Origin of the sequence: Qipengyuania seohaensis, assembly GCF_002795865.1 — a bacterium.
Lineage (GTDB): Bacteria > Pseudomonadota > Alphaproteobacteria > Sphingomonadales > Sphingomonadaceae > Qipengyuania > Qipengyuania seohaensis.
The window spans coordinates 2,556,801-2,582,813 of record NZ_CP024920.1; the positions used below are offsets into that span (position 1 = coordinate 2,556,801).

At 63.3% G+C, this 26,013-nt stretch carries 18 protein-coding genes and 1 tRNA gene; 11 read left to right on the top strand and 8 right to left on the bottom strand.

The features are described 5' to 3' along the window. The first annotated feature begins 106 nt into the window (after positions 1-106). Positions 107-1,426, top strand: coding sequence for a bifunctional diguanylate cyclase/phosphodiesterase (locus CVE41_RS12630; RefSeq protein WP_100260976.1), 1,320 nt, complete (start codon positions 107-109; stop codon positions 1,424-1,426). Here the strand turns inward: CVE41_RS12630 and mfd are convergent. Both mfd and CVE41_RS12640 read right to left on the bottom strand, forming a co-directional pair. Then, complete coding sequence (mfd, locus tag CVE41_RS12635) at positions 1,423-4,908, bottom strand: transcription-repair coupling factor (protein ID WP_100260977.1); 3,486 nt, start codon at positions 4,906-4,908, stop codon at positions 1,423-1,425. The two genes, CVE41_RS12630 and mfd, sit on opposite strands and share 4 nt — an antisense overlap. 55 nt (positions 4,909-4,963) lie before the next feature. After that, a complete protein-coding gene (locus tag CVE41_RS12640; protein ID WP_100260978.1) occupies positions 4,964-5,242 on the bottom strand; it encodes an FAD assembly factor SdhE in 279 nt (92 codons plus the stop codon). A 57-nt stretch (positions 5,243-5,299) separates the two neighbouring features. On the opposite strand from CVE41_RS12640, the gene recG reads away from it, so the two are divergent. After that, complete coding sequence (gene recG, locus CVE41_RS12645; RefSeq protein WP_100260979.1) at positions 5,300-7,363, top strand: ATP-dependent DNA helicase RecG; 2,064 nt, start codon at positions 5,300-5,302, stop codon at positions 7,361-7,363. On the opposite strand, the gene CVE41_RS12650 is transcribed toward recG, so the two are convergent. The 3 genes from CVE41_RS12650 to CVE41_RS12660 are packed head-to-tail and all read right to left on the bottom strand — an operon-like array spanning position 7,360 to position 9,960. Then, positions 7,360-8,166 carry a fructosamine kinase family protein gene (locus CVE41_RS12650; RefSeq protein WP_100260980.1) on the bottom strand — a complete coding sequence of 269 codons (807 nt, stop codon included), beginning with the start codon at positions 8,164-8,166 and terminating at the stop codon, positions 7,360-7,362. The two genes, recG and CVE41_RS12650, sit on opposite strands and share 4 nt — an antisense overlap. Beyond that, on the bottom strand, positions 8,163-9,494 hold the full coding sequence (locus tag CVE41_RS12655) for an ABC1 kinase family protein (protein ID WP_100260981.1): 1,332 nt from the start codon (positions 9,492-9,494) through the stop codon (positions 8,163-8,165). Before CVE41_RS12655 ends, CVE41_RS12650 begins: the two co-directional genes overlap by 4 nt. Continuing rightward, positions 9,484-9,960 (bottom strand): low molecular weight protein-tyrosine-phosphatase, encoded by a 477-nt coding sequence (locus tag CVE41_RS12660; protein WP_100261523.1) that lies wholly within the window; start codon positions 9,958-9,960, stop codon positions 9,484-9,486. Before CVE41_RS12660 ends, CVE41_RS12655 begins: the two co-directional genes overlap by 11 nt. Before the next feature lie 111 nt (positions 9,961-10,071). On the opposite strand from CVE41_RS12660, the gene CVE41_RS12665 reads away from it, so the two are divergent. The 5 genes from CVE41_RS12665 to CVE41_RS12685 all read left to right on the top strand — a co-directional run bounded on the left by CVE41_RS12665 (position 10,072) and on the right by CVE41_RS12685 (position 18,246). Continuing rightward, entirely contained in the window at positions 10,072-11,934 is a 1,863-nt protein-coding gene (locus CVE41_RS12665) for a DUF294 nucleotidyltransferase-like domain-containing protein (protein ID WP_100260982.1), read from the top strand. A 4-nt stretch (positions 11,935-11,938) separates the two neighbouring features. After that, positions 11,939-12,601: an exonuclease domain-containing protein gene (locus CVE41_RS12670; protein WP_157799508.1), complete on the top strand. Its 663-nt coding sequence runs from the start codon at positions 11,939-11,941 to the stop codon at positions 12,599-12,601. A 111-nt stretch (positions 12,602-12,712) separates the two neighbouring features. After that, the gene (locus tag CVE41_RS12675) at positions 12,713-12,991 is read left to right on the top strand and encodes a DUF4212 domain-containing protein (RefSeq protein WP_090480089.1); all 279 of its coding nucleotides are present in this window, start codon (positions 12,713-12,715) and stop codon (positions 12,989-12,991) included. A gap of 10 nt (positions 12,992-13,001) precedes the next feature. Further along, the gene (locus tag CVE41_RS12680) at positions 13,002-14,777 is read left to right on the top strand and encodes a sodium:solute symporter family protein (RefSeq protein WP_100260984.1); all 1,776 of its coding nucleotides are present in this window, start codon (positions 13,002-13,004) and stop codon (positions 14,775-14,777) included. 103 nt (positions 14,778-14,880) lie between these two features. After that, the gene (locus CVE41_RS12685) at positions 14,881-18,246 is read left to right on the top strand and encodes a hybrid sensor histidine kinase/response regulator (RefSeq protein WP_100260985.1); all 3,366 of its coding nucleotides are present in this window, start codon (positions 14,881-14,883) and stop codon (positions 18,244-18,246) included. Here the strand turns inward: CVE41_RS12685 and CVE41_RS12690 are convergent. Beyond that, complete coding sequence (locus CVE41_RS12690; RefSeq protein WP_100260986.1) at positions 18,216-18,851, bottom strand: response regulator transcription factor; 636 nt, start codon at positions 18,849-18,851, stop codon at positions 18,216-18,218. The two genes, CVE41_RS12685 and CVE41_RS12690, sit on opposite strands and share 31 nt — an antisense overlap. 6 nt (positions 18,852-18,857) lie before the next feature. Further along, entirely contained in the window at positions 18,858-20,789 is a 1,932-nt protein-coding gene (gene acs, locus CVE41_RS12695; RefSeq protein ID WP_100261524.1) for an acetate--CoA ligase, read from the bottom strand. A 141-nt stretch (positions 20,790-20,930) separates the two neighbouring features. Between acs and CVE41_RS12700 the strand changes: the two genes are divergently transcribed. Next, the gene (locus CVE41_RS12700) at positions 20,931-22,319 is read left to right on the top strand and encodes a DcaP family trimeric outer membrane transporter (protein WP_232725706.1); all 1,389 of its coding nucleotides are present in this window, start codon (positions 20,931-20,933) and stop codon (positions 22,317-22,319) included. Positions 22,320-22,421: 102 nt separating this feature from the next. Here the strand turns inward: CVE41_RS12700 and CVE41_RS12705 are convergent. Then, positions 22,422-22,498 (bottom strand) — tRNA-Pro (locus CVE41_RS12705). Positions 22,499-22,616: 118 nt separating this feature from the next. On the opposite strand from CVE41_RS12705, the gene thyA reads away from it, so the two are divergent. The 3 genes from thyA to CVE41_RS12720 all read left to right on the top strand — a co-directional run bounded on the left by thyA (position 22,617) and on the right by CVE41_RS12720 (position 26,010). Then, the gene (gene thyA / locus CVE41_RS12710; RefSeq protein WP_100260987.1) at positions 22,617-23,543 is read left to right on the top strand and encodes a thymidylate synthase; all 927 of its coding nucleotides are present in this window, start codon (positions 22,617-22,619) and stop codon (positions 23,541-23,543) included. Between the two features lie 77 nt (positions 23,544-23,620). Beyond that, positions 23,621-24,952: a 3-methyl-2-oxobutanoate dehydrogenase (2-methylpropanoyl-transferring) subunit alpha gene (locus CVE41_RS12715; RefSeq protein ID WP_100260988.1), complete on the top strand. Its 1,332-nt coding sequence runs from the start codon at positions 23,621-23,623 to the stop codon at positions 24,950-24,952. Continuing rightward, a complete protein-coding gene (locus CVE41_RS12720) occupies positions 24,949-26,010 on the top strand; it encodes an alpha-ketoacid dehydrogenase subunit beta (RefSeq protein ID WP_100260989.1) in 1,062 nt (353 codons plus the stop codon). The genes CVE41_RS12715 and CVE41_RS12720 overlap by 4 nt, the downstream gene beginning before the upstream one ends. The last annotated feature ends 3 nt before the right edge of the window (positions 26,011-26,013 follow it).

The window sequence follows — 26,013 nt, forward strand, 5'->3', positions numbered from 1 at the left end:
TCCACCGGACGGCCCTTGAAGCGAACCCCTATGGGCGAGCGTCCCATTTGGCAACAAATGCGGAAATTCTGGCAATATTTGCCGCGCGAGTGGATAAGCAGGGTCAATGGGTCGCGCAGATGAAACGATTATGGACGAAACGAAGGACATCCTGACGGGCCTTGCCGACCCGGCGCAACTGCGCCGGACGGTCGCGCGCTGGCAGTCGGAATGGCCAGAACCGGGCGGAACCTGCCCGATCCACGCGATGCTGATCACGATCGGCCGGATCGACACCGTCAACGTTGCCTTCGGTGAAAGCGCCGGCGACGTAGCCCTTGTCGAAGTCGCCCAGCGCATCCGCCATTTCGCGTCCGATGAATTGGAAAGCGGCGTCTGGCTCGCCGCGCGGCTCAACGGCGGAAATTTCATGCTGCTTGCGCGCGAAGAATGCAGCCGCGAACGCTGGCAATGGCTAGCCGAGGCCCTGGCCGACGCGATTGCCGGACCTATCGTGAACCCGGAAGGCGGATCGAACCTGCGGCTATGGCCGCGTGTCGCGCTGATGCGTGCGAGCGAGCATGACGATGCCGACACGATCCTCGATCGTTTGTCGGAACTGGCAGAGCGCAACCGTCAGTCCGCCGGATCGCGCATCGCCTGGTCGAGCGGAGTCGTGGCGCAGGGCAAGCGCTCCAGCCACGAGCTGGAGGCCGACTTGCTGGCTGCGATCGATCGCGACGAAATCGAGATTCTCTTCCAACCGCAATTCTCGCTGGCAGACGACGCGATGATCGGCGCAGAGGCGCTGGCCCGGTGGCATCATCCGGTCATCGGGAAGGTCGGGGCAGGTGCCCTGTTCCAAATTGCCGAGCGGGCCGACCACACTGCACAGCTGTCCCGCCATATCGCAGAGCGTGCGCTGCAGGGTGCGCGCAGCTGGCCCGAAGGCCTTCGCCTGTCGCTCAATATTACGCCTGCGGATCTTGCGGTAGACAATTTCGCTCTCGACTTTGCGCGGCTTTCCGATTCCGTCGGCTTTCCGATGGAGCGGGTTACGCTGGAAATCGTCGAACAGGTCCTGCTCGGCGATCTCGACCGGGTGAAGAGCGTGCTCGATCAGCTGAAACTGCTCGACTGCCGCATAGCGCTCGACGATTTCGGCGCAGGCTTTTGCAATTTCCGCTACCTCAAGGTCCTCTCTCTCGACTGCATCAAGCTCGACCGGTCCATGATGGACGGCGTGTTCGACGACGAACGCGACCAGGCGGTTTTCCGGGCGATTATGGGTATGGCCCGCGCGCTCGACCTTAGCGTGCTGGTCGAAGGCATCGAAACCGAGGAACAGCGTGATTTCTGCGCCCGGGAAGGCTGCGAGTATTATCAGGGTTTCCTGCGTGCAGAGCCGATGACCGCCACGGAATTCGATTTTCTCGCCCGGAGCTAGGCTTTCTCGCGCTTGCGAGCCTTGCGCGCGATCCCGGACAGGCCCTTTGTCAGCTGGAACAGGCCGTTGAGCCTGCTTTCCGGCGAGCTCCAGACCCGGCTGATCACCAGCTTCATGTCCGGCCGCAGTTTTGCGGTGCCCTGGAGACGATCGACATAGGCGATGAGGCCGGGGCCGTCGGGGAAGTTATCCTTGTGGAAGGTAACCAGCGTGCCTGCGGCGCCGACATCGATCTTGGCGATATTGGCTTCGATTGCCTGCAGCTTGATCCTGATCAGCCTGACGAGGTTCTCCGTGGCCGAGGGCAGCGGGCCGAAACGGTCGATCATCTCGGCGGCAAGCGCCTCGATCTCGGCGGCATTTTCGGCGTCGTTGAGGCGGCGATACAGGGCCATGCGTACCGCCAGGTCGGGGACGTATTCCTCGGGGATCATGATCGGGGCATCGACCGTGATCTGCGGGCTGACGGTCTCCGGCTTGGCTTCTAGGCCCATCTCGCCGGCCTTGGCAGCAAGAATCGCGTCTTCCAGCATCGACTGGTAGAGTTCGAAGCCGACTTCGCGGATATGGCCCGACTGCTCGTCGCCCAGGAGGTTACCGGCCCCACGGATGTCGAGGTCGTGGCTGGCGAGTTGGAAGCCTGCACCGAGGCTGTCGAGATCTCCGAGTACCTTGAGGCGTTTTTCTGCGACTTCGGAAAGCTGCGTGTCCTTCTCGTACGTCAGATAGGCGTAGGCGCGAAGCTTCGCGCGACCAACGCGGCCGCGCAGCTGGTATAGCTGGGCCAGCCCGAAGATATCGGCACGGTGGATGATGATCGTGTTCGCGCTCGGAAGGTCGAGACCGCTTTCGACGATCGTGGTCGCGAGCAAGACATCGTACTTGCCTTCGTAGAACGCGCTCATGCGCTCTTCGATTTCACCTGCGCTCATCTGGCCGTGTGCGGACACGAATTTCACTTCGGGCACGTTCTCGTGCAGCCAGTCCGAAATGGCCTCCATATCGGATATGCGGGGCACGACGATGAAGCTCTGCCCGCCGCGATGGTGTTCGCGCAGCAGGGCTTCGCGCATCACCATGTCGTCCCATTCCATCACGTAAGTACGTACTGCCAGCCGGTCGACGGGCGGGGTCTGGATGGTCGAAAGTTCGCGCAGGCCCGTCATCGCCATCTGCAAGGTGCGCGGGATCGGCGTGGCGGTCAGGGTAAGCATATGCACGTCCGCGCGCAGCTGCTTGAGCTTTTCCTTGTGCGTGACGCCGAAGCGTTGCTCCTCGTCGACGATGACGAGGCCGAGTTCCTTGAACTTGGTGTTCTTCGACAGGATCGCATGGGTGCCGACGACGATGTCGATATCGCCTTTCTCCAGCCCCTCGCGCGTTTCCTTCATTTCCTTGGCGGAAACGAGGCGCGACAGGCGGCCGACCTTGAGCGGGAAGCCGTTGAAGCGCTGGCTGAAGTTCTCGAAATGCTGGCGGGCGAGGAGGGTGGTCGGGGCGACCACGGCGACCTGCTGTCCGTTCATGGCGGCGACGAATGCGGCGCGCAGCGCGACCTCGGTCTTGCCGAAGCCGACATCGCCGCACACCAGCCGGTCCATCGGCCTGCCGCTTTCGAGGTCCGACAGCACGTCGGCGATGGCGCGGTCCTGATCGTCGGTTTCCTCGTACTGGAAGCGGTCGAGAAACTGGTTGTAGGGTCCTTCCTCCACTTCCAGCACCGGCGCTTTCTTGAGCGCGCGCTGGGCTGCAACCTGCATGAGTTCGCCCGCGATCTCGCGGATACGTTCCTTCAGGCGCGCCCGGCGCTTCTGCCATGCCTCGCCGCCGAGCCGGTCCAGCTGGACCGCTTCTTCGGACGAACCATAGCGGCTGAGTACGTCGATATTCTCGACCGGGATGAACAGCTTGTCGCCGCCGCGATATTCGAGCTGGACGCAGTCGTGCTTCGACTTGCCCACCGCGATCGGTTCGAGGCCGAGATACTTGCCGATGCCGTGCTCGGTGTGGACGATCAGGTCGCCAACGGAGAGCGCCTGAAGTTCCGCCAGGAAGGCGTCGGCGTCCTTGCGCTTCTTCTTGCGGCGCACGAGGCGGTCGCCGAGAATGTCCTGCTCTGTGAGCAGTTCCATCTCGTCATTGGCGAAGCTGGCCTCAAGCGGCAGCACCATTGCGGCTGGCTTGCCTTTCGCCGACAGTCCCAGCGCTTCCTGCCAGCTGTCCGCAAGCGCGACAGGCTGGCCCGCTTCTTCGAGGATCGAGGCAATGCGCGAACGGCTGCCGGTCGAATAGGTCGCGAGCAGCGGACGCTTGCCCGCATTGCCGAGCGATTTGAGGTGATCGGCAAGCGCCGGATAGACATTGTCGCCGCGTGCCCGCTCGGGTGCGAAATCGCGTCCCGAACGGAAGCCGAAGCCGACGACGCTCTCGCTCTCCGGCTCGTCGAAGGGCGTCGCGCGGTGGGCGGGGGCGTCGGCCAGGGCGGTCTTGAATTCGTCGTGCGTAAGGTAAAGCGCTTCGGGCTTGAGCGGTCGGTAATTGCCCTTGGCCTGACCCGTGGTCGCCGTGCGCTGCTCGTAATAATCGGACACATCGCCGATGCGCTCTTCCGCAGCGGCGAGCGATGCCTGGTCGATCACGACCAGATCGTCGTCACCCAGGTGATCGAACAGCGTCGTCAGGCGCTCTTCGAACAGCGGGAGCCAGTGCTCCATCCCCGCAAGCCGCCGGCCGTCGCTGACCGCTTCGTAAAGCGGGTCCTGCGTCGCATTTGCGCCGAACATTTCGCGATACCGGCTGCGGAAACGCTTGATACTGTCTTCGTCGAGCAGCGCCTCGCTGGCGGGCAGCAGCAAGTGATTGCCCAGCCGCCCGGTGCTCATCTGCGTATTCGGATCGAAGCTGCGCAGCGATTCCAGCTCGTCGCCGAAGAAATCGAGGCGCAGCGCCTCGTCCATGCCGGAGGGGAACACGTCCACGATTGAGCCGCGGATGGCGTATTCGCCCTTGTCGATAACGGTGTCAGTGCGGCTGTAGCCCTGCTTTTGGAGCAGCAGCGACAGGCTTTCGCGCCCGATCTCGGTGCCGGGCTTGAACTCGCGCACGCTCTCGCGAATGCGAAACGGCGTAAGCACGCGCTGGAGCACGGCATTTGCGGTTGTGACGACCAGCTGGGCGTTCGCCTTGCCCGTCTGCAAGCGGTGCAGGGCGGCCAGGCGTTTCGCGCTGACCGAGAGCGCCGGACTTGCGCGGTCATAGGGGAGCGAATCCCACGCAGGAAATTCGATGACTTCCAGTTCCGGCGCGAAGAAATGCGCGGCATCCGTCACGGCTCTCATCGCCGCATCGTCGGGCGCGATGAAAACCGCGCGTCCGGTGCTGGCCCGCGCGAGGTCGGCCATTACCAGCGGCTGCGCGCCGCGCGCCACCTGGGCCAGCGTCAGAGGCTGGCGAGCTTTGAGGATGCGGGAAAGGTCGGGCATTGAAGGGACAGCGCGATAACGCGCCGCGTGTTCCCGTCAACGCACTATTGCGCGCTCAACGCGGAATATCGACGTAATCGAGCTCTTGCATCTTGGCCATCAGCGGGCCTTCGAAACGCGGCGGTGTGGGCTGGGTCTTAAGCGCCCATGCCATCACGTCGACGTCGTCTTCTTCGAGGAGCGCCTCGAACCAGCCAAGCTCTTCCGCGCCCCAATCGGCGTGATACCGGTCGAAGAAACCGCCGATCATGTAGTCTGCTTCGCGGGTGCCGCGGTGCCAGGCGCGAAACCGGGCGCGCTGTTTCCTGCCGTCGAAGGTGAGCAATTCTGCCATGGCTGCGCGGGTAGGGCACTCGCCAAATGCGCGCAAGCGGCTATAGCGCAAATCACTATGCGGCCCGACGTGCTCAATCCCCTGTTTGCCGAAACCGACACGCTGGACGGCGTGGGTCCGAAGCTGAAGAAGCCGCTCGAGAAGCTTGGGCTCACCCGGATCAGGGATGTCGCCTATCACTTGCCGGATCGCTTCGTCACGCGCCGCGCGGTCGAAACGCTGGATGAAGCGGGTGAGGGCGAAAACATCGTCATTCGCCTGACGGTGACAGAACATCGCGGCGGCAGGTCGCCGCGCGCGCCTTACCGTGTTCTGGCGCAGGACAGCATCGGCAATGTGCTGGCGATCACCTATTTCGGCCGCGCTTCCTATACCGCGAAGAAGCAGCTCCCGGTGGGCGAGACCCGCTGGGTAGCGGGCAAGCTGGAACGGTATGGCGATATGCTCCAGATGGTCCATCCCGACCATGTGGTGGAGGAGGGCGGCGATACTCTCCAGCGATTGTGCGAGCCGGTCTATCGCCTGTCGGAAGGCCTGACGCAGCCGAAAGTCGCAGGGCTGGTCGGGCAGGCGCTGGATCGCTGTCCCGACTTGCCGGAATGGATCGAGCCGACGCAGGTCGACAAGCATGACTGGCCCGCCTGGCAGGAGGCCATGCGCCTTGCGCACAAGGGCGAACACAAGGCGGCGCGCGACCGGTTGGCTTACGACGAATTGCTGGCCAATGCGCTGGCGCTGATGCTGGTGCGCGCGGACAACCGCAAACGCAAAGGCCAGCCGTTGCAGGGCGATGGCAGCTATCGCGGAAAGCTGGACCTGCCGTTCCCGCTCACGGGTGCGCAGAAGCGGTCCATTGCCGAAATCGAAGGCGATATGGCGCAGGAAGCCCCCATGCTGCGCCTGCTCCAGGGCGATGTCGGTGCGGGCAAGACGGTCGTCGCGCTTGAGGCAATGCTGATCGCGGTGGAGGCAGGGGCGCAGGCCGCCTTACTGGCGCCGACTGAAATCCTCGCCCGCCAGCACTACGAAAGCCTGCGCCGCATGGCGGAGCCGACCGGAGCGCAGGTCGCGCTCCTCACGGGGCGCGACAAGGGCAAGGCACGCGAGGGGACGCTGATGGGGCTGCTCGATGGCAGCATCGACATAGTCGTCGGAACCCACGCGATTTTCCAGGACAAGGTGGCCTATCGCAATCTGGCCATGGTCGTGATCGACGAACAGCACCGGTTCGGGGTCGGGCAGCGGCTGATGCTGGCGAGCAAGGGCAAACGCGCCCCGCATGTGCTCGCCATGACCGCAACGCCGATCCCGCGCACGCTGACGCTTGCCCAGTATGGCGAGCTCGATGTGAGCAAGCTGGACGAGCTTCCGCCCGGTCGCCAGTCGATCGACACCGTGGTCATGGGGCAGGACAAGATTCCCGCGCTGGCGGAACGGCTGGCCGCGCAATTCGAGCAGGGAAGGCAGGCCTTCTGGGTCTGCCCGATGGTCCGCGAAATGGACGGGCCAGAGGAAATCGCCGCCGCCGAGGCGCGCTATGCCTCGCTGAAGGAGCGGTTCGGCAACGACGTGGTGATGGTCCACGGCCAGCTGGCACCGGAAATGAAGGACGCCGCCATGGAGCGCTTCGCGCGCGGCGAGGCGCGCCTGCTGGTGGCAACTACGGTCATCGAGGTAGGGGTCGACGTTCCCAACGCGACGCTGATGGTCATCGAGCAGGCTGAACGCTTCGGACTGGCGCAGTTGCACCAGCTTCGTGGGCGCGTCGGGCGCGGGAGCGAGAAGAGCTTTTGCGTTCTCCTCCACGGCGAAAACCTGTCCGAAACGGCGCAGAAACGGCTGGCGCTGATGCGGGAGACGCAGGACGGCTTCCTGCTTGCCGAAGAAGACCTGCGCCTTCGCGGTGGCGGCGAGTTGCTCGGCACGCGGCAGTCCGGCGACACGCCTTTCACGATCGCCAGTTTCGAACAGATCACGGAGCTTTTGCCCAAGGCCCACGACGATGCGCGCCTTCTGATGGAACGCGACGGCGGGCTGGAGGGCAAGCGCGGGGAGGCTGCGCGGATCCTGCTCTACCTCTTCGAACGCGATTTCGGCGTTAAGACCCTTAGGGGAGGCTAGAAGCCCAGCGTATCGAGCTCGCGCTCGACGGCGGGCCGGTAGCTGTCGCCGAACAGCCTCACGTGAAGCAGCCACATCCACAGCCGGTAGACGGGCTGCCGTTCGCGCCACCCCGATTCAAGGTCGAGCGCGGCGAAGAAACTCTCTGGAGGATGATCGAACACAGTCAGGCTCGCCGCGTCGACCTCGCGGTCACCCCAGCAGGCGCAAGGATCGATAAGCCCGGTTATCCGGTTGCCCGATGCCAGCACGTTGCCACCCCACAAGTCTCCATGCACGAAAGTTGCGACAGGCTTTGCCGGAATGATCTCTTCCAGCGCATCGGCCAGCTTCTCGATCCGCCTGCCCAGTGATGGCTCGAGATGCGAAACATGGCATGCCAGGCGCCGCTCCGCCCAGAAGCGCGACCAGCTGTCGCATGGCGAATTCTCAACTTGGACGTGACGCAGGGCATAATCTTCGTGCCAGCCGTAACTCTCGCTGGTCAGCTCGCCCAATCCGAAGAGCGCTTCGGCAAGGCTATCCCATGCATTCTGGAAGGCGCCATCCGCTACGAGATGCTCTATAACGATTACATCATCGCGGCAGCCGATTACCCTTGGCGAAGGAGTGGAAGCTGCCTGCATTGCGCGCAGCATTCCGGCTTCTACCGCAACGACGGGGCCGTATTTTGCCACGAGTTTGCGACCATCGGCCAGTCTGACCGCAGATGCACCAGAGATATCGCCGCCGGGGAAGCGCTCGATATTCTCGACAGCAGCACCGCAGATCGCTTCGATCGTCGCGAGCTGCTCCTCCGTCATGCTGTCTCCGTGAGAATCCGCTGGACGATCCCGCGGACATCCACCCGCGCGCCGAGCTTTGCACTGAGCAGGGCAGTACCGCTGACCTTGCGCTGGACGAAGAGCGTTTCGGGGGGAGGCAGGTGCCAGCTGGCCTTGTCCTTCGCGATCGGCATGACCTCGTTGCGGATTTGCGGGACGAAGGCGCGGTCGCCGAAATCCAGCTTTCCCTCGCGCGACATTTCCGTAACCACGATATCGATGGCGCGGTCGATGCGTTCGGGGTGGCGCTCGATTGCCTGCGGGGCGATGAAACCGGCAGCGACCGCCTCGTCGCGTACGCGCGGGCGATCTTGGGCAAGTCCCGCTTCCAGCAATCTGCGGTAGTCGGCCGATATCGCGGGATCGACCATCCTCGCCGCACCGAAATCCAGCAGCACGATCTGGCCGGTATCCGCACGATAGCGGTAGTTCGCGAAGTTGGGATCGGTTTGCATGAACCCGAAATCGAACAGTTCGCGCCCGACCAGTTCGATGAGATTGGAAAAGGCAGTATCGCGCACATCCTGCGGCTCGTCCGCAAGGGCCTCGATCGGGCGCCCTTCCTCGAAACTCATCGCCAGGATCTGCGAGCGTGTGAGTGCGGGATCGAGCGTCGGCAGGGCAAAACGATCATCGCCCTCGAGCAATTCGGCATAGCATTGCATCATGCGGCCTTCGCGCTCGTAATCCGCTTCCTCGCGCAATTGGGCCTTCGCTGCAGCGAGCATCGGCGCAATGTCGAGTTCTTCGGGCAGGAGGCCCGTCATCCTGAGCAGCCCGGCAACATTGTCGACATCGGATTCTATGCTCTGTGCGATGCCGGGATACTGGACCTTGATCGCCATGGTCTTGCCGTCGCGGGTCAGCGCACGGTGGACCTGGCCGATGGATGCGGCCGCGATAGGCCTCGGCTCGAACCGTCGGAATAGCTTGCGCCAATCCTTACCCCATTGTTCGGCAAGAACCTTGTCGAGCTGGCGCGGCGGCATGAAATCGGCCTGTTCGCGCAGGCGGGCGAGGATGGCGGCAAGTTCGGGCGGCAGGACATCGCCTGCGTCCATCGAGATCATCTGGCCCAATTTCATCGCCGCGCCGCGCATATGTGCGAGCCGATCGGCAAGGCGTTTGGCATTGCCCGGCGTCAGCAGCATCTGATCCATGCTGGGGCGCTCGCCTGCGGCAAGGCGCCTCGCACCTTCGCCTAGCGCGCCTGCGACCATGCCTCCGGCAAGACCGCCGAAGCCTGCCAGCCTTCCTATGCGGGAAGAGGGAACCGAGCGCGCGCGGCGCTTGTCTTCATCCGCCATTTTCGGACAACATCACCGCGACCAGCGCCTGGGCCCCGGCATCGACTTCGCTCCAGGTAACGGCAAATCCGTCAGCGCCGCCGTAGTAGGGATCGCCGACTTCGCGTCCTTCCTGCCCGGGCACGATATCGAGCAGCATGGCGGTTTTCGCTTTGCCATTGCCCGGGTCGCGCCGCGCGATGTCCTGCATGTTCGAGCGGTCCATGCCGATGATGAAGTCGAACTCGTGAAAATCTTCTGCTGCCAGCTGGCGGCCGCGATAGCCGGTGATGTCGATCCCTTCGCTGCGGGCCTGATCGATACTGCGCGGATCAGGCGGCTCGCCGACGTGATAGCCAGCGGTCCCGGCACTATCGACCTTCACGTCGAGGCCCGCATTTTCAGCCGCGCGCCGGAAGGCCGCTTCGGCAAGGGGGGAGCGGCAAATGTTGCCGAGACACACGAACAGAACGGATTGGGAAGCCATATCGCTTGAACGAGGCAGGCAGGCAGGGGTTTCCATGCTGCGGCGAATATCCGGTATGACTAGGAGAAAGGTCGAAATGCGCATTCCCTCGTAGTCTGCTATGCTCGGCCGATGGCGAGCGAACTCAGCGAGATCGAAAGCTTTCTCAAATCGACCGCTCCTTTCGACAGGCTCGGCGATGAGCAGGTTCGCGCCATAGTCCGCAAGATCACGGTGCGCTATTACCGGAGCGGAGATGAAATCCTGCGCAGCGGCGAGCACAACGACTTCCTGTTCGTCGTGCGATCGGGGGCGGTGGAATTGCGGCTGGCGGGGGACGAGTTGACCGCGCGACTGGAGCAAGGCGGGTGCTTCGCTTTCCCCTCGCTGCTGCGCGGCGGCGAGGTGCGCAATACGACGACAGCGCTGGAAGACACGCTCTGTTATTTGCTTCCGGCGGACGAATTCCATGCCTTGCGGAAAAGTTCGCAAGGCTTTCGCGACTATTTCGCCGATAGCGAGCAGGAACGCATTCGCAGCGCGGTTCGCGACCTCAAATGCAATCGGTCACAATCGCTCGAACAGATCACAATCGGCTCGCTGGTCCCGCACCGCGAGCCGGTGTCGTGCAGTCCCAATCTTTCGATAGCCGATGCCGCCTCCCTGATGAGCGACCGGGACGTCAGCACCTTGGCGGTGTACAGCGACGGGCGGCTGAAGGGCATTTTCACGGACAAGGATTTGCGCAACCGAGTGGTCGCCATGCGCAGGTCGCTCGATGCGCCGATTTCCGACGTCATGACGCCGTCTCCGCTGACACTGCCGGAAGGGGCCAGCCTGTCCGAGGCGATGGGCATGATGGCGGCCGGGGGTTTTCGCCACATACCGGCACTTGGCCCGACAGGGGAACTGCGCGCGATCCTGAGCGCGACCGACATCCTCGCGCATCTCGGCGACAGTGCGATCGATACCGGAATGCTGGTGTCGAATGCCGCATCGCCCGACGCCCTGATAGCCGCCTCGAGGCAAATTCCCGAAGGCTTTGCGCGCATGGAGGCGGGCGGCTTCCATGCCGAACACACCATGCGTTTCACCTCGGCCCTTGGTGAGGCGGTACACCGCCGTGCGGCACAGCTGGCAGAAGCGGAACTGGGGCCGCCTCCGGTGCCCTATGCGCTGCTGGTGTTCGGCTCGCTTGCCCGCGGTGAACAATTGGTGGGATCGGACCAGGATAACGGCATCGTCATGGACGACGCTGTGGACGGGGCAGGGCGGGAATATTTCGCGGCTCTGGGAGCGCGCGTCTCGGACATCCTGAACGATGCCGGATATGTCTATTGCAACGGCGGGATCATGGCCGGGAATGCCGATCAGCGTCTTACCGTCGGCGAATGGCGAGACCGCTATTCGCGCTGGATATCCGATCCCGACGAAGACAGCATCCTGCGTGCGACGATCTTCTTCGATATGCGCGCAGTCCACGGTTCCGCCGAGCTTGCGGCGAACCTGCGTAGTCCTGTGCTCGAGCAGGCGAAGGCCAGCCCCCTGTTCATCAGCTACCTTGCGCGCGACGCCCAGCGCAGCCGCGTGCCGCTGGGCATTTTTCGCAACCTAGTGCTGGAGAAATCAGCCGACGGCGAGAAGATCTTCGATGCCAAGGCGCAGGCCATCCTGCCGATCATCGATATCGCCCGCAGCCTTGCATTCTCCGAGGGCATTGCCGCCGTCGGCACGCTCGAACGGCTGGATGCGCTGGCAGATGCGGGAAAAATGGCCCGGGGTGATGCGGAGAGCCTTAAGGACGCATTCCTCCTCGTGAATGAACTGCGCATCGCTCACCAGGCCGCGCAGGTGCGCGCCGGCATCGCGCCCGACAACCGGATCGCTCCCGCGACGCTTTCGCCGTTGGAGCGCGATTACCTGAAGGATGCATTCCCCGTCGTCCGGGCCGGACTGGAATCGCTCAAGCGCAATCTGGCGGGCGGCATTGCGTGAGCGGGTGGGACGCTGGCGTTTCGCGCGCGGCCTCAAAGCCTGCGCTGCAGCCGACGACGAGGTCCTGACCCGCTACGCCGCTGCTGCATGGCCTTCGCCGGACATTCTTGCACGCGAGGCGCCGCTGCTGGCGCTCGATTTCGAGCTCGATGGCCTGGCGCGTAATGCCCATGTCCTGCAGGCGGGTTGGATCGGTTTCGATAGCGGCGGGATAGCTCTTGCAGGAGCGCGTTCGGTCGATGTCCGCAGTCTCAGGCAGTTGGACGATAGCGCTGTCGCAGTGCACGGCATCGGCGAAGAGCGCGCGCGTCAGGGGGTGGCGTTGCAGGAGGCAGCGCGCAGCTTCCTTGGCGACCTTGCGGGCAGGATACTCGTGGCCCACGGCTCGTCGATCGAGCGCGACGTCATCCGGCGGATATCCAGGGCGATGTTCGGTATCGAAGCGCCGGTACGCGCGATCTGCACGCTGCACCTGGAACGCAGGATCAGCCCCAACCTGGTGGGTAGCGATGCCTATCGCCTGTCGGCCGCGCGCAAGCGGCACAATCTGCCCGGATACGCACAGCACGATGCCTTGTCCGACGCCCTGGCGACTGCCGAACTTTTCCTCGCACAGCTATCCAGGCTGCCCGCGGACGTCAGGCTCGGATCACTCGAAAGCTGGTAGGACGCCCTATTAGACTTATGTCGCTCTCGCCCTTGCGAGGGGTCTTCCATAGCCTCGTGAAGAAGCTCCCGAATCTGCGGGTGCTCGACACATAGGAGGAAGGGGGAGGCCATGGCCGAAACGAACGAAACCCATGAAACCAGCGAAGCGGAGGGCGCCTACTGGCGCGACAATATCCGCCTGCTGGTCAGTTTGATGGCGATCTGGTTCGCCTGTTCCTTCGGGGCGGGCATCCTGTTCCGCGAATGGCTCGACCAGTTCATGCTTGGGGGATACCCGCTCGGCTTCTGGTTCGCCCAGCAGGGTTCGATCTACATCTTCATCGCGCTCATCGTCTTCTACGTCGTCAGGATGAAGAAGCTCGAGCGCAAGTACGATCTCGACGACTGAGGAGGCGATCATGGACACACAGACCCTGATCTACATTTTCGTCGGTCTCAGTTTCGCACTGTACATCGGTATCGCGATCTGGTCGCGCGCCGGTTCGACGAAGGAATTCTACGTTGCCGGCGGCGGGGTGAACCCGGTCGTCAACGGCATGGCGACAGCGGCCGACTGGATGAGCGCGGCAAGCTTCATCTCGATGGCCGGCCTCATCGCGTTCCTCGGCTATGACGCGTCGGTCTACCTGATGGGCTGGACCGGCGGCTACGTGTTGCTGGCGCTTTTGCTCGCGCCCTACCTGCGCAAGTTCGGCCAGTTCACCGTGCCCGATTTCATCGGGACGCGGTACTATTCAAAGACCGCACGCGTGGTGGCGGTGATCTGCCTGATCTTCATCAGTTTCACTTACATCGCAGGCCAGATGCGCGGCGTGGGGATCGTGTTCTCGCGCTTCCTCGACGTGCCGATCACGCTCGGCGTGATCATCGGCATGGGCATCGTCTTCGTCTACGCCGTGCTCGGCGGGATGAAGGGCATCACCTATACGCAGGTCGCGCAATATTGCGTGCTGATCTTCGCCTATATGGTCCCCGCCTTCTTCCTCAGCTTCATGATCACCGGCAATCCGATCCCGCAGATCGGGCTGGGTTCGACGGTCGACGACGGATCGGGGTTATACGTCTTGCAGAAACTGAACCTCGTGCTCTCCGACCTGGGCTTCGGGAACTATACCGACGGCTCCAAGAGCATGATCGACGTGTTCTGCATCACGCTGGCGCTGATGGTGGGTACGGCAGGTCTGCCGCACGTCATTGTGCGCTTCTTCACCGTGCCCAAGGCATCCGATGCACGCAAGTCGGCGGGCTGGGCGCTGGTCTTCATCGCCCTGCTTTACACCACCGCTCCGGCAGTCGGCGCCTTCGCCCGTATCAACTTCATCGATACGGTGAACGAGACGAGCTATTCCGAGGCTCCCGGCTGGTTCAAGAACTGGGAGCGCAACGACCTGATCGCCTTCCAGGACAAGAACAACGATGGCGTAATGCAGTACCGCAGCGGGGACGCCTTCGAAGGTGCGCCGGAATTCGCGGAAGGCACCGGTCCTTCGGGCGAGCGTGTCGTGACCAACGCTCCCGTCGCCGACAGCGAGAACGAGGTCTATGTCGACCGCGACATCATGGTGCTGGCCAATCCGGAAATCGGCAATCTGCCGGGATGGGTGATTGCGCTGGTCGCAGCCGGCGGCCTTGCCGCAGCCTTGTCGACTGCGGCAGGACTGTTGCTGGTGATTTCCAGCTCGGTCAGCCACGATTTGCTAAAGTCCACCTTCAAGCCGAATATCTCGGAGAAGGGTGAACTGCTTGCGGCCCGTGTCGCGGCTACTGCGGCAATCGTGGTGGCAGGCTATCTCGGCATCTATCCGCCGGGATGGGTGGCACAGGTCGTGGCCTTTGCCTTCGGACTTGCCGCTGCCAGCCTGTTCCCCGCCATCTTCATGGGCATTTTCTCCAAGTCCATGAACAAGGAGGGCGCCATTGCCGGCATGGTCGTGGGTCTGGTCTTCACCTTCGGCTACATCTTCTACTTCAAGTTGATGAACCCGGCGGCGAATGTCGCGGACAACTGGCTGTTCGGTATTTCGCCCGAAGGCATCGGCGTGGTCGGCATGGTACTGAACTTCGCCGTCGCGATCGCGATCTCGAAGGTGACGGCCAGCCCGCCGGTCGAAATCCGCAAGCTGGTGGACTCCATCCGCGTACCGCGCGGTGCCGGGGACGCCCACGCGCATTGAACGCGACGGGTCGTAGCAGGAAGGGGCGGTGCCGACAGGTGCCGCCCTTTTCGTTGCATAATCGGATGCTTGCGATAGCTTCCGGTACGGAGGGAGGAGAGCGATGCTGTTCGGCGCCGCGATTGCTGCAGCGACACTTTATCTGATTACCCTGTTCTGGCTCGCCGCGCGGCAGGACCGGCGGGCGGAGGAAGGGTATGCGCCGTCGCGCCGCCGGAGGGGCTGGATCTACGGCCTCAGCCTTGCGGTCTATTGCACCAGCTGGACCTTTTTCGGCGGCGTCGGGTCGGCGGCCAACAGCGGGCTGCACTACCTGCCGATCTACCTCGGGCCGATCCTGGTGTTCACCTTCGGCTTCGGCCTGGTGCGCCGTATCCTTGCGCAGGCCAAGGCCCAGCATTCGACCTCGATCGCGGACTTCCTGTCCGCGCGATACGGCAAGAGCGCGAGCGTGGCTGCTCTGGTCACGATCATCGCAACAGTCGGCTCGCTCCCGTACATGGCCTTGCAACTGCAATCGGTCGGCAGTTCGCTGCTGGCGCTCGATCCCGAATTGCAGGCAAGCGTTTCGACCGAAGAGCTGGTCCTGCTGGTCGCTGCCAGCATGGCGCTGTTTGCCATACTGTTCGGTTCGCGTCGCGGCGATCGGGCGGGGGACAACGCCGGACTGGTGCTGACGATTGCGGTGGAATCGGTGGTGAAGCTGCTGGCGCTCTTGGCGATCGCGGCATTGGCGTTGGCCGTCCTTTCTGACCTTCCGGCAGGGCGCACCGCCTCGCCATTTTCGATGGCCCAGCTCGATGCGCGCTTTGTCGTTTTGACCATCATCGCGGGGTGTGCGGCGCTGTGCCTGCCGCGCCAGTTCCACATGGCGTTCGTCGAAGCGCAGACCGAGCGCGCGACGCGTACCATGCAATGGTTGTTTCCTACCTATCTGGCGGTGACTTCGCTGGTTATCGTGCCCATCGTGCTGGCGGGGTTTGCGGTGCTCCCCCAGGGCACACAGGCCGATATGATCGTCATGGCATTGCCGCTCGCGACGGGAAGCGAGGCACTGGCCCTGCTGGTCTTTATCGGCGGATTTTCTGCCTCGACCGGAATGATCGTCGTGGCGAGCGTGGCCTTGTCCACGATGATCACCAACGATCTCGTGTCCCCGCTGCTGTTCCGCAGGGAATTGCGCGGCACGGGCGATCGCACCCGGCTCGCCGCACGGCTCCTCATGGTGCGCCGCCTGATCATCGCGGCACTCCTGTTCTTCGCCTACCTCTTTTACCTTGGCTTCGGTGCTGTGGCCGACCTGGCGGGGCTGGGCACACTGGCATTCGCGGCGATGGCGCAATTCGCGCCCGGTCTCATCCTCGGGGTCACCAGTCGCCACGGCAACAAGGGCGGAATGGTAGCCGGCCTGACCGTCGGTTTCGCTTGCTGGCTGATCCTCCTGATACTGCCCGCCGCCACGGGCGAGTCGGCAATCTTTTCCATTCACCCCGATCCGCTTGTGTCCGGAGTGCTGCTGAGTCTTGGCGCCAATATCGCGGCATATTGGATGGGCTCGGCCGTGAGCCGCGAGACGCTGGTCGATGCGGCACAAGCGGCTGCATTCGTGGGCACGACCGCGCCGGGTACGCGGCCGGGCTTCGTCACGGCCAAGCGCGTGGCCGACATCCGCCTGCTGCTCGCCCAGTTCGTTGGCCAGAAGCGCGCTAGTGCCGCAATCGAGGCGATGGGGGCGGGCCTTCGCGACAGCGACCCTGCGGATCAGGATATGCTGGCGATGGTCGAACGCACGATTGCCGGCGTCGTTGGCACGTCTTCTGCACGCATGCTTCTGTCGAGCTGGTCGCAGGGCGATCCGGTGCCGCTCGAACAAGTCGTGGCCATGTTCGACGAAACGAACCGCAGGCTGACTTTCAGCGGCGACCTTCTGCAGCTTGCCATCGAGAACATCGACCAGGGGGTCGCATTGGTGGACAAGGACATGAACCTTGTCGCCTGGAACAGCCGCTACCAGGAGATGTTCGCTCTGCCGGATGAGCTGGCCAGCGTGGGAACTCCGATTGCCGACCTGATCCGCTTCAACCTGCGCCAGAGCGGCACGCCCGAAAGCGAAGTTGAACTGCAGGTCGCAAGACGGCTGGAGCATATGCGCGCGGGCCGCCAGCACCGGATGGAGCGCGAACAGCATGACGGGCGCATCATGCGTATCGTCGGCAATCCCGCGCCCGGCGGCGGCTATGTGACCAGCTATAGCGACGTGACTGCCGACCGCAGGGCAGAGCAGGCGCTCGAATCCAAGGTGGCCGAACGCACGCAGCAATTGAGCGAGGCTAACGCCGCGCTCGAAGCGGCTACGCGTTCAAAGACGCGCTTCCTGGCAGCGGCAAGCCATGACCTGATCCAGCCACTCAACGCGGCTCGCCTGTTCGCCTCGGCCTTGGGTGAGGAGGTACGGGGCAGGGACCAGCTGGTGCGGCTGGTCAAGGATCTCGACGGCTCGATCACCTCGGCCGACCGCCTCATCCGCGCCCTACTGGATATTTCCAAGCTGGACGGTGGCGGCATCGAACCGCGTATGGAACCGGTCGCGCTCGACGACATATTCGACGAAATCATGCGCGAGTTTGCCGTGCAGGCGCACAGCAAGGGCTTGCGGTTCGCACGAGTGCGGAGCAGCGCATGGATCCAGACCGATCGCGCCTTGATGGCGAGCATCGTGCGCAACCTGATGAGCAATGCGATCCGCTATACGCAAAGCGGCGGCGTGCTCCTGGGTGCGAGAAGGGTCGGTGACGGGATCGATCTATGCGTTTGCGACACCGGTCCCGGTATTCCGGAGAAGGACGTCGAGCGTCTGTTCGACGAATTCCAGCGCGGGGAAACCAGCGACAGGGAAGGGCTGGGGCTTGGCCTTGCGATCGTGAGGCGCATTGCGGCTTTGCTGGATGTAGAGGTCGAGACACGCTCCATGGTCGGGCAGGGGACGACTTTCGCAGTGCGCCTGCCGGTCCTGCGCTGGGGTGCGCGGACTGCGGCGGCTCCCAGGCGCAAGGCCTCGACGCTGGCCAATGCGCGCGTGCTCGTCGTCGATAATGATCCCGCCGCCCTCAGCGCGACCACTGCCTTGCTTAGGAGATGGGGACTGGAGGTGGTCTGCGCCCTCGGCGAGGAAGAAGCGCTTCGCGTCGCACCCACGGCGCCTGACGTCGCGCTCATGGATTTCCGGCTCGATGGCGATGCGCGCGGCGATGGCGTCTATGAACAGCTGTGCGCGCACTGGGGTGCACGCCCTCCGGCCATATTGCTGACTGCCGAAGCGGGAGAGGAAACGGAGCAAGCCGCACGGCGCATGGGGGCCAATCGCCTGCTCAAGCCGTCTTCCCCGGCCGCATTGCGAGCACTGATTGCCGATTGCGTTGCCCGCAGCGGGGCCGCCAGTCAGCCCGAAGCCGACTCCGCCGCGTCCTGATCTACGACCAGCTTCGCGGCCAGCAATACAGCCTGCGTCCGGTTCACCACGCCAAGCTTGCGGAAAATCGCCGTGATGTGAGCTTTGACGGTCGCTTCGCTGATATTGAGTTCGTAAGCGATTTGCTTGTTGAGCAGGCCCTCGTTGAGCTGTGCCAGGATACGGCGCTGGGCAGGTGTTAGGGTCGCGATCTTGGCCAGGTCTTCATCCGGGTCGGCGTCGGTCACGGGGAACCACTCATCTCCGTCCCGGACGCAGGCGAGAGCATCGCGCATTTGCTCCAGCGGGGCAGATTTGGGAATGAAAGCCGCAGCGCCGAGCTGGCTCGCAGCCGCATAGACGCGCGGATCCTCGCTCGCCGAAACGATCGCCACGGGCAGGGCGGGAAAGTCCTGCCGGAAGTCCATGAGGGCAGACAGCCCCCGCGAGTCTTCCATGTGGAGGTCGAGCAGCAGGGCCTCCGCCCCCGTTTCGACCTCGGCGCGCGCTTGTGCGGCGGAGGAGGCTTCCACGATCTCGGCATCCGGCCAGACCTTGCCCACCGCATGGCTCAACGCCGTGCGGAAGAGCGGGTGGTCGTCGGCGATGATAATGCGCTGCGTCATGGGCGGTCAGCGGTTCTGCCGCCCTTCGATCAGCCGCTCGACGAGGCTCGGATCGGCGAGGGTCGAGGTATCGCCCAGCGAACCGTAGTCGTTCTCCGCGATCTTGCGCAGGATACGGCGCATGATCTTGCCAGACCGCGTCTTGGGAAGGCCGTCGGTGAACTGGATGTGGTCGGGTGAAGCGATCGGGCCGATTTCCGTCCGGACATGATTGCGCAGTTCGGTGTAAAGCGCATCGGACCCATCCTCGCCCGCGTTGAGCGTGACATAGCAGTAGATGCCCTGGCCCTTGATGTCGTGCGGGTATCCGACGACCGCGCTTTCGGCGACCAGCGGGTGAGAGACCAGCGCGCTTTCCACCTCGGCGGTCCCCATGCGGTGGCCGGACACGTTGATCACATCGTCCACCCGGCCGGTGATGCGGTAATAGCCGTCCTCGTCACGCTTGCAGCCATCGCCAGTGAAATACTTGCCCTTGTAGGTTTGGAAATACGTCTGCTCGAAGCGTTCGTGATCGCCGTAAACGGTCCGCGCCTGGCCCGGCCAGCTGTGTGTGATGCAAAGATTGCCCTCGTTCGCGCCTTCCAGCACCGCGCCGTCGTTGTCGACCAGCTGCAGTTGCACTCCGAAGAATGGCAGTCCGGCGCTGCCCGGTTTCATGTCGTGGGCGCCGGGAAGGGTCGTCAGCATGCAGCCACCCGTTTCGGTCTGCCACCAGGTATCGATGATGGGGCAGCGCTCTTCCCCGACCACTTCGAAATACCAGCGCCATGCCTCCGGGTTGATCGGTTCGCCGACCGTCCCGAGGAGGCGGAGCGACGAGCGGTCGTGCCTGGTCACGAAGTCGTCGCCTTCGCGCATCAATGCGCGGATCGCGGTCGGGGCCGTGTAGAGGATGTTGACCTTGTGCTTTTCGACGACCTGCCAGAAGCGGCCGTGATCGGGGTAGTTCGGCACGCCCTCGAAGATAACCTGCGTGGCCCCGTTCAGCAGCGGGCCGTAGGCTATATAGCTGTGCCCGGTGACCCAGCCGATATCTGCTGAACACCAGAAGACTTCGCCCGGCTGGTAGTCGAAAATGTAGTTGAATGTCGTCGCCGTCCACACGCCATAGCCCCCGGTCGTATGCACCACACCCTTGGGCTTTCCGGTGGAACCGGAGGTGTAGAGGATGAACAGCGGATCTTCGGCATCCATCGGCTCGCAGGGGCAATCCGCGTCGGAGCGCACGTCATGGTACCAGTGGTCGCGGCCATCGGTCATCGGGACGTCTGCGCCGGTGTGCTTGACGACCAGCATTCCGTCGAGCGGGGTGTCGTGATCCGGCTCTGCCAGGGCGGCATCGACATTGGTCTTGAGCGGCACGCGCTTGCTCCCGCGCAGGCCCTCGTCGGCAGTGACCACGAACCGGCTGCCGCAGCCCTCGATACGGCCGGCCAGCGCCTCGGGCGAAAAGCCGCCGAAGACGACCGAATGGATTGCTCCGAGCCTGGCGCAGGCAAGCATGGCCAGCACGCCTTCGATGATCATCGGCATGTAGATCGTCACGCGATCGCCCTTCTTCACGCCGATCGCCTTCAGCGCGTTCGCCATAGCGACCACTTCGGATTGCAATTCGCGATAGGTGAGGGTGCGCCCCGGGCTCTGCGGATCGTCCGGCTCGAAAATCAGCGCCGTCGCATCGGGGCGCGATGCGGCATGGCGGTCCACCGCATTGTGGCACAGGTTGAGCTTGCCGTCGGCGAACCACGCAATATCGACCGGGTCGAAAGACCACTCACCGCCCTTGGTCGGAGCCTTCACCCAGTCCAGCCGCTCCGCCTGCTCGAGCCAGAACGCATCGCTCTCTTCCACCGAACGGCGGTACATCGTTTCGTAGTCGCTGCTGGTGCAGTGCGTGGCTGCCGAACTCTGCGGACGTTTGACGGTGTCGAGCATGAAAGTGTCTCCCTTCAGCGACGGCATAGCAGGTAAGCGGCCAGTCGCGCTTTCAGACGAAGGTCTTACGACCAATCGCCCATTTATCCAGTCCAGCCTTGCCCATCATAATCGCCCGACAAGAAATAGAGGGAGGTTGGAATGACTGGGAAGTCCTTGAAATTGGCGCTGCGAACCGGCTTGCTCGCTTCGACCTGCCTGATCGCCGTGCCAGCTTCGGCGCAGGATGCCGACGTCGAACAGCGGCTCGAGAGGCTCGAAGCGCTGGTCATGCAATTGGTGGAACGCCTCGACGCCAAGGATGGCGAAATGGATGCGGCCCGCGCGGAAACCGTCGCGGCCACACAGCAGGCGCTGGCCGAGACTCGCGCCCTGCAACTGCGGCAGGAAGAACTTGCCGCGCAGATCGACGAGCCCAAGAAGCAGGAAGACAAGGGCTTCCGCGTCGGCAACACCACGGTGTCCTACGCCGGCTATGTAAAGCTCGACGCGATCAGCCAGCGCACCAGCGGCGGACAGGTCGCATCCGGCAGCATCGTGCGTGACTTTCTGATCCCCGGGGCCATCCCTGTCGGCGGAGACGGGTCGGGCTGGGACACGGATTTCAATGCGCGCCAATCGCGGTTCATCTTCAAGACCGCGACCGATGTCGGGGCCGAGCATACGCTCAACTCGCAAATCGAGCTCGATTTCATGGTCACGCCCGACGGCGACGAGCGGATTTCCAATAGCTATACCCCCCGGTTGCGGCAGGCCTTCATCACCTACGACAACTGGCTGTTCGGCCAGGCCTGGACGACCTTCCAGAATGTCGGCGCCTTGCCGGAAAGCCTCGATTTCATCGGCACGACGCCGGGTACGATCTTCGCCCGCCAGCCGATGATCCGCTACACCGACGGCGGTTTGATGCTGGCTGTGGAACAGCCCGAAACGACCGTGACATCGAGCACGGGCGCCAGGGTCATAGCGGGCGACGATTCGCTCCCAGATATCGTTGCCCGCTACAATTTCAGCGGCGACTGGGGCTCGCTGTCAGCCTCCGGCATCCTGCGCAATCTGAAGATCTCGGAGGATGATTTCGGCACCGATGGCGACAGCGCGATCGGATACGGGGTCAGCCTGTCCGGCAAGCTCAAGCTGGGCGAACGCGACGATTTCCGGTTCATGGGAACGGTGGGTGACGGGTTGGGACGCTATATCGGCCTCAATATCGTCAATGATGCTGCGCTGGACCTCGACGGCGATCTCGACCCGATCTTCACCTATTCGGGTTTCGGCGCCTATCGCCATATGTGGTCCGACAAGGTCCGCTCCAACATCGCGGCGTCCTATTTCAAGGCCGACAATCCGGTATTGCTGACCTCCGGCGCGGTGACCGACGAAAGCTGGAACGTGCTGGCGAACATCATCTATTCGCCAGTCAAACCGGTCGATATCGGGATTGAGTACATGTACGCAGAACGGACACTGGAAAACGGCCAGTCGGGCAATCTGCAAAAGATCCAGGTCTCGACGAAATACTCGTTCTGACGTCAGCGGGTATCAACCCGCAAACGAAAACGCGCCGCTGGTGGCTGGGTGTTCCCGAAGGATTGCCAGTCGCCGCGGCGCGTATTTCGTTCGTGATCGAAATGGTCGGGGAGAGAGGATTCGAACCTCCGGCCCCTGCCTCCCGAAGACAGTGCTCTACCAGGCTGAGCTACTCCCCGACCGGATCGGCCCGCAGTGAACAATCGCTGCGGGTGCGAAGCAAGGCGCGCCCTATAGGTGTGGATTGCGGCACACGCAAGCAGGCATTTTGCCGAAAATCGGGATAGGGCTTCCGCCGTGTCACACCAGCATTACGAACAGCAATATCTCGATCTCATGCGCCGCATCTGGCGCGAAGGCGACGAACGCCGCGATAGGACCGGAGTCGGCACGAGGTCCGTCTTCGGCGCGATGTTGCGCTTCGACCTCGCCGAAGGCGCGATGCCGCTGATCACGACCAAACGCGTCTACTGGAAAACCGCCACGCGCGAGATGCTGTGGTTCCTCACCGGAGACACGAACATCCGCCCGCTGGTGCAGCAGGGCGTGAAAATCTGGAACGAGTGGCCGCACGCCAAATATGTGAAGGCGACCGGCCAGGACATCTCGGTCGAGGACTTTGCGCAGCGCATTGCAGAGGATGCAGACTTTGCCGCGGAATGGGGCGATCTCGGCCCGGTCTATGGCAAGCAGTGGGTCGACTGGCCCGTCTACACGCCCACGGGCGATGGCAGCTATGCCCGCACCGGCAGCGTCAACCAGGTCGCCGAGGTCGTCGAATCGCTCAGTACCAATCCGGGTAGCCGGCGCCACATCATCGAGGGTTGGAATGTCGCCGAACTCGATTCGATGGCGCTGCCGCCGTGTCACAAGACCTACCAGTTCCATGTCGCAGGCGACCGGCTGAATTGCCTTCTCTACCAGCGCAGTTGCGATGTCGCGCTGGGCCTGCCGTTCAACCTGTGGTCGGCGGCCTTGCTGCAACGGATGATCGCGCAGCAGGTCGACCTCGAACCGGGCGAACTCGTATGGACGGGCGGAGATACGCACCTTTACCTCAATCACGAGCACCTGGTGGAAGAGCAGCTGTCGCGGGAACCGCAGGGCCATCCGACCTTTGAGATTCTGCGGCGTCCGGCCTCGATCTTCGACTATCGCATTGAGGATTTCGCGGTTCACGACTACACGCCGCACGGGCCCATCAAGGCGCCCGTCGCAGTGTGATCCGGCTCTCACTTGACCGTTTCACTCCTGTGAAATAAAATAACGCGCAAGCGTAAGATTGCGTCTGGAGAGAGTTTATGGCCGCACGGCCCCCCGCCGAGGGAGATCGGAATGCCGCGAGCGCGGGCGACAACCGCCCTGCGCTTTCGCTCCATGTCCCCGAACCCAAGTACCGCCCCGGCGATGCGGTCGATTTTTCGCACATCCAGGTTCCAGAGGCGGGCGCGCAGGCACGGCCCGACGAGACCGCCGATCCAAAGGACATGCTCGATCTCGCGCATGACCTGATCCGCGTGCTGGGCGAAGACAACAAGGCGCACGGACCCTGGGATCCCAAGCTCGATCCAGAAACGCTGCGCACCATGCTCGGCCACATGGCCATGACGCGTGCATTCGACGAGCGGATGTTCCGCGGCCAGCGCCAGGGCAAGACCAGCTTCTACATGAAGTGCACCGGCGAAGAGGCGACCAGCGTGTCCGCTTCAATGGCACTTGCCGCCGACGACATGGTCTTCCCCAGCTACCGCCAGCAGGGCATCCTGATCCAGCGTGGCTACCCGATGATCGAGATGATCAACCAGATCTATTCGAACCGGGGCGACAAGCTGAAGGGCCGCCAACTGCCGATCATGTACTCCAGCCGCGAGCACAATTTCTTCTCGATCTCGGGAAATCTCGCCACACAGACCCCGCAGGCGGTCGGCTGGGCGATGGCTTCCGCAATCAAGGGCGACAGCCGCATCGCCGCGACCTGGGTGGGTGAGGGCAGCACCGCGGAAGGCGATTTCCACTCCGCCTGCCTGTTCGCGACCGTCTATAACGCGCCGGTCATCCTGAACGTCGTGAACAACCAGTGGGCGATTTCCAGCTTCAGCGGCTTTGCCGGGGCGGAGCGTTCGACCTTCGCCGCGCGCGGCGTGGGATACGGTATCGCATCGCTGCGCGTGGACGGTAACGACCCGCTGGGTTGCTACGCAGCAGAGCAATGGGCCGCCAACCGCGCCCGCGCCAATGCCGGGCCAACGCTGATCGAGTTCTTCTCCTATCGCGCGGAAGGCCATTCTACCTCCGACGATCCGAGCGGCTATCGCAGCGCGCAGGAACGCGAGGAATGGCCGCTGGGCGATCCCGTCATGCGCCTCAAGAACCACCTCATCGCCATCGGTGAATGGGACGAGGAGCGTCAGGAGAAGATGGACCTCGAAGCGGCGGAATACGTCAAGAAGGTCACCAAGGAAGCGGAAGCCAACGGCATCCTCGGTCATGGCCTTCACCACCCGTTCCGCACCATGTTCGAAGACGTTTTCGAAGAACTGCCCTGGCACCTGAAGGAGCAGAGCGAACAGGCCATCCGCGAACGCGAGACGAAGTTTCCCGAAGGGCTTCCTAACGAAGGGAAGGGCGCATGAGCGACACCGCAACCAAAACCGCGCCGACAAGCGAAGCGCCCGCTGAACGCCGCCTCAACATGATCGAGGCAATCAACGAAGCGCTCGACGTGACCATGTCGCGCGACGACAATATCGTCGTCATGGGCGAGGATGTCGGCTATTTTGGCGGGGTTTTCCGCTGCACGGCAGGCCTTCAGGAAAAATACGGCAAGAGCCGCGTCTTCGACACGCCGATTTCCGAATGCGGCATCATCGCGGCGGCAGTCGGTATGGGCGCTTACGGCCTGCGCCCCGTACCCGAAATCCAGTTTGCCGATTATATCTACCCCGGTCTGGACCAGCTGATCTCCGAAGCGGCGCGCCTGCGCTATCGTTCGGCAGGCGAATATACTTCGCCGATGACGGTCCGCAGCCCGTTCGGCGGAGGTATTTTCGGCGGCCAGACCCACAGCCAGAGCCCGGAAGCGATCTTCGCGCACGTCTCCGGCCTCAAAACCGTCATCCCGGCCACGCCTTACGACGCCAAGGGCCTGCTGATCTCCTGCATCGAGGACAATGACCCCGTCATCTTCTTCGAGCCGAAGCGCATCTATAACGGCCCGTTTACAGGCTATTACGACAAGCCCGTACAACCGTGGAAAAAGTTCGATGCGAGCATCGTGCCCGAGGGGCACTACACCATCCCGCTCGGCAAGGCGCGGCTGGCGAACGAGGGCGAGGAACTGACGATCTTGGCCTACGGTACCATGGTCCACGTGGTAGAAGCCGTTTGCGCAGAGAAAGGTATCGAAGCAGATATCCTCGACCTTCGCACGATCGTCCCCCTCGACATCGAAGCGATCGAGGAAAGCGTGAAGAAGACCGGCCGCTGCCTGATCGTGCACGAGGCTACCCGCACCGCCGGTTTCGGCGCCGAACTCTCGGCTCTCGTCACCGAACGCTGTTTCTATCATCTCGAAGCGCCGGTCGAACGCGTGACCGGCTTCGACACACCTTATCCCCACAGCCTCGAATGGGCCTATTTCCCAGGCCCGATCCGCATCGGCGAGGCCCTCGACAAGATTTTGGCGGAGTAACCG

Excerpts from the sequence above, each read along its gene's own strand:
- CVE41_RS12655 (WP_100260981.1), bottom strand. The coding sequence starts at position 9,494 with ATGGCGGATGAAGACAAGCGCCGCGCGCGCTCGGTTCCCTCTTCCCGC.
- mfd (WP_100260977.1), bottom strand. The coding sequence starts at position 4,908 with ATGCCCGACCTTTCCCGCATCCTCAAAGCTCGCCAGCCTCTGACGCTG.
- CVE41_RS12650 (WP_100260980.1), bottom strand. The coding sequence starts at position 8,166 with ATGACGGAGGAGCAGCTCGCGACGATCGAAGCGATCTGCGGTGCTGCT.
- CVE41_RS12630 (WP_100260976.1), top strand. The coding sequence starts at position 107 with ATGGGTCGCGCAGATGAAACGATTATGGACGAAACGAAGGACATCCTG.
- acs (WP_100261524.1), bottom strand. The coding sequence starts at position 20,789 with ATGCTCGACACCGTCAAACGTCCGCAGAGTTCGGCAGCCACGCACTGC.
- CVE41_RS12720 (WP_100260989.1), top strand. The coding sequence starts at position 24,949 with ATGAGCGACACCGCAACCAAAACCGCGCCGACAAGCGAAGCGCCCGCT.
- recG (WP_100260979.1), top strand. The coding sequence starts at position 5,300 with ATGCGGCCCGACGTGCTCAATCCCCTGTTTGCCGAAACCGACACGCTG.
- CVE41_RS12665 (WP_100260982.1), top strand. The coding sequence starts at position 10,072 with ATGGCGAGCGAACTCAGCGAGATCGAAAGCTTTCTCAAATCGACCGCT.
- CVE41_RS12675 (WP_090480089.1), top strand. The coding sequence starts at position 12,713 with ATGGCCGAAACGAACGAAACCCATGAAACCAGCGAAGCGGAGGGCGCC.
- CVE41_RS12660 (WP_100261523.1), bottom strand. The coding sequence starts at position 9,960 with ATGGCTTCCCAATCCGTTCTGTTCGTGTGTCTCGGCAACATTTGCCGC.
- CVE41_RS12700 (WP_232725706.1), top strand. The coding sequence starts at position 20,931 with ATGACTGGGAAGTCCTTGAAATTGGCGCTGCGAACCGGCTTGCTCGCT.
- CVE41_RS12640 (WP_100260978.1), bottom strand. The coding sequence starts at position 5,242 with ATGGCAGAATTGCTCACCTTCGACGGCAGGAAACAGCGCGCCCGGTTT.
- CVE41_RS12690 (WP_100260986.1), bottom strand. The coding sequence starts at position 18,851 with ATGACGCAGCGCATTATCATCGCCGACGACCACCCGCTCTTCCGCACG.
- CVE41_RS12680 (WP_100260984.1), top strand. The coding sequence starts at position 13,002 with ATGGACACACAGACCCTGATCTACATTTTCGTCGGTCTCAGTTTCGCA.
- CVE41_RS12715 (WP_100260988.1), top strand. The coding sequence starts at position 23,621 with ATGGCCGCACGGCCCCCCGCCGAGGGAGATCGGAATGCCGCGAGCGCG.
- CVE41_RS12685 (WP_100260985.1), top strand. The coding sequence starts at position 14,881 with ATGCTGTTCGGCGCCGCGATTGCTGCAGCGACACTTTATCTGATTACC.